A 2,206-nucleotide genomic window follows, 5' to 3' on the forward strand; every position below is an offset into this window, starting at 1 on the left:
TCTGCTGGGCGAAAGCCTCTTGAAGAAAGTTATCGGAAAGCCGTGTGAGGGAAAACTTCAAGCACGGTTTGATGAGGGGATGCTGGAAACGGAACGAAAGTTTTGCGCCAGTGTTCTACTCTACAACAAGTGTAATGCAAGCGATGGCCTATGGCCACGCCTGATTTTATGGCGGTTAAAAATGAAAACAATTAAAGAAAAAACATCAAATAATATTGTAGGTATTGCAGGAGAGTATTATGTTTGCGCGGAATTGTGTAAACGTGGATATTTATCATTGATGACCCATAAAAATAATCCTCTATTTGATGTGGTTGTCACAAATGCTGACGGCTCAAAAATGGTAGCAATCCAAGTCAAAACAATGTCCATCCGCAATAAACAAGGTTGGAAACTGGGGAAAGATATTTCAATCAAACAAAATAACGAAAACCTTTTTGTCGTTCTTGTAAATTTATTTGAAGAGGGTCTCCCTGAATTTTTTATATATGAGTACGATATTCTTTCAGAAATAATAAATATTAATTATAAAAAATATTTAGAAACTCCAAAAAAAGATGGGACCAAAAAAAAAGATATTGATTTCCGATGGCATGATTTTAAATCTTTTACTGATGAAGATAAAAAAAGAAAAAATAATTGGGAATCCATCGGGAAAAAACTTATTTAACAACACACCATGGAACATTCTTTGTAAAAATCAGGAGAACAAATATACAAAATGTGATATAATTCCAGACGAAAGGAAAATTAAATGCCAGAAATTTCCAGATTTTTAGGAATAATAATTTCGATGTATTATAATGAACATACACCGCCCCATTTCCATGCTAAATACGGTGAGTTTAGGGCATCTTTTTCTATAAATGAATTAAAAATTATTGAAGGGACTTTGCCTAAAAGAATAATTTCTCTAGTTCTGGAATGGGCTTTCCAACATAGAAATGAACTGCTTGAAGATTGGGAATTGGTTAAAAGAAAAGAAGAACTCAAAAAGATTGAACCTTTAGAATAGGAGGTTATTTTATGCATTGGATAACTGATGTAAAATATGTTGACGGACATAAATTAAAAGTAAAATTTGAAAATAATGAATATAAGATAGTCGATTTAAAATCACATCTTGACGGAAAAATATTTGAGCCTTTAAAAGATATCTCATATTTTAAAAATGTAACTCTCAATAAAGATATAGATACTGTAGTTTGGCCAAATAATGCTGATTTCTCACCTGATTTCCTCTACGAAGTAGGACAGACTATTAAATAGTAAATAAAAAATTTTAACAAGTGCAATGCAAGCGATGGCCTATGGCCACGCCTGATTTTTTAGCGTTCTCCCCTTCGCTACGCTCCGGGGAGAACGAGGCAGTTGAGCAGAGAACTCCTGTTTCACCCCTCCGCTCCGCTGCGGGGAGAACCAGGAGTTCGAACAGATGCCCTTGATGAGCGACAATTATAATTCCCAGTCAACGACAATTAAAATTCCCTAAAAACAGGCTGGGATGGTAACCTATTTAGACTAAAGCAAGGAGGTCTAAATGGTTACTAACCAACAGGTAAGGAGGTTATTGTCACTCATGAAAAGCGAAGAAACTAAATTAATTGCCGCGGTTAAGGCTGGAATGGATGTAAAAACAGCTAAAAAATACATAAAGTTGGGAAAGTTGCCTGGTGAAATTAATAAAAATCACTATTGGCGAACCCGCCAAGATCCATTTGAAACAGACTGGAATAGAGTAAAAGAACTTTTAGAAGAAAATCCCGGGCTTGAAGCTAAAACAATTTTTGAATATTTACAGCGTGAAAAGCCTGGGGAATATCAAGACGGCCAATTACGAACCCTTCAACGCAGATTAAAATACTGGCGGGCCGCCGAAGGCCCGGCAAAAGAAGTATTTTTCCCGCAAATACATTATCCAGGAGAATTATCAGAATCTGATTTTACCCATATGAAGGAATTGGGAATCACAATCCAAGGAGAACCGTTTAATCATTTACTCTACCACTATGTATTAACTTATTCTGATTGGGAAACCGGGACGATTTGTTTTTCCGAAAGTTTTGAGAGTTTATTAGCCCTAAAACAAGCGAGTTTTTTTAAGCGCGACTTAAAATTAATCGGTAGCCATGTAAAATCTTTATTTTCGCTCTATTCGTCCATATAAAATTTATTTTTTGTTTCGTTAAACTGGGAAAATATTTTT

3 protein-coding genes and 1 pseudogene are annotated in these 2,206 nt (G+C 35.3%); all 4 read left to right on the forward strand.

Going from position 1 to position 2,206, the window contains the following annotated elements:
• Nucleotides 1-670 (forward strand): hypothetical protein (locus AB1498_07805; protein MEW6088194.1); only part of this gene is annotated, 670 nt, incomplete at its 5' end.
• 84 nt (nt 671-754) lie between these two features.
• On the forward strand, nt 755-1,015 hold the full coding sequence (locus tag AB1498_07810) for a DUF4160 domain-containing protein (protein ID MEW6088195.1): 261 nt from the start codon (nt 755-757) through the stop codon (nt 1,013-1,015).
• Nucleotides 1,016-1,026: 11 nt separating this feature from the next.
• The gene (locus AB1498_07815) at nt 1,027-1,269 is read left to right on the forward strand and encodes a DUF2442 domain-containing protein (GenBank protein MEW6088196.1); all 243 of its coding nucleotides are present in this window, start codon (nt 1,027-1,029) and stop codon (nt 1,267-1,269) included.
• A 310-nt stretch (nt 1,270-1,579) separates the two neighbouring features.
• Nucleotides 1,580-2,074 (forward strand): annotated as a pseudogene (locus AB1498_07820) (IS21 family transposase).
• The last annotated feature ends 132 nt before the right edge of the window (nt 2,075-2,206 follow it).

The sequence above is a fragment of the bacterium genome (assembly GCA_040754625.1).
Lineage (GTDB): Bacteria > JACRDZ01 > JAQUKH01 > JAQUKH01 > JAQUKH01 > JAQUKH01.

Excerpts from the sequence above, each read along its gene's own strand:
- AB1498_07810 (MEW6088195.1), top strand. The coding sequence starts at position 755 with ATGCCAGAAATTTCCAGATTTTTAGGAATAATAATTTCGATGTATTAT.
- AB1498_07815 (MEW6088196.1), top strand. The coding sequence starts at position 1,027 with ATGCATTGGATAACTGATGTAAAATATGTTGACGGACATAAATTAAAA.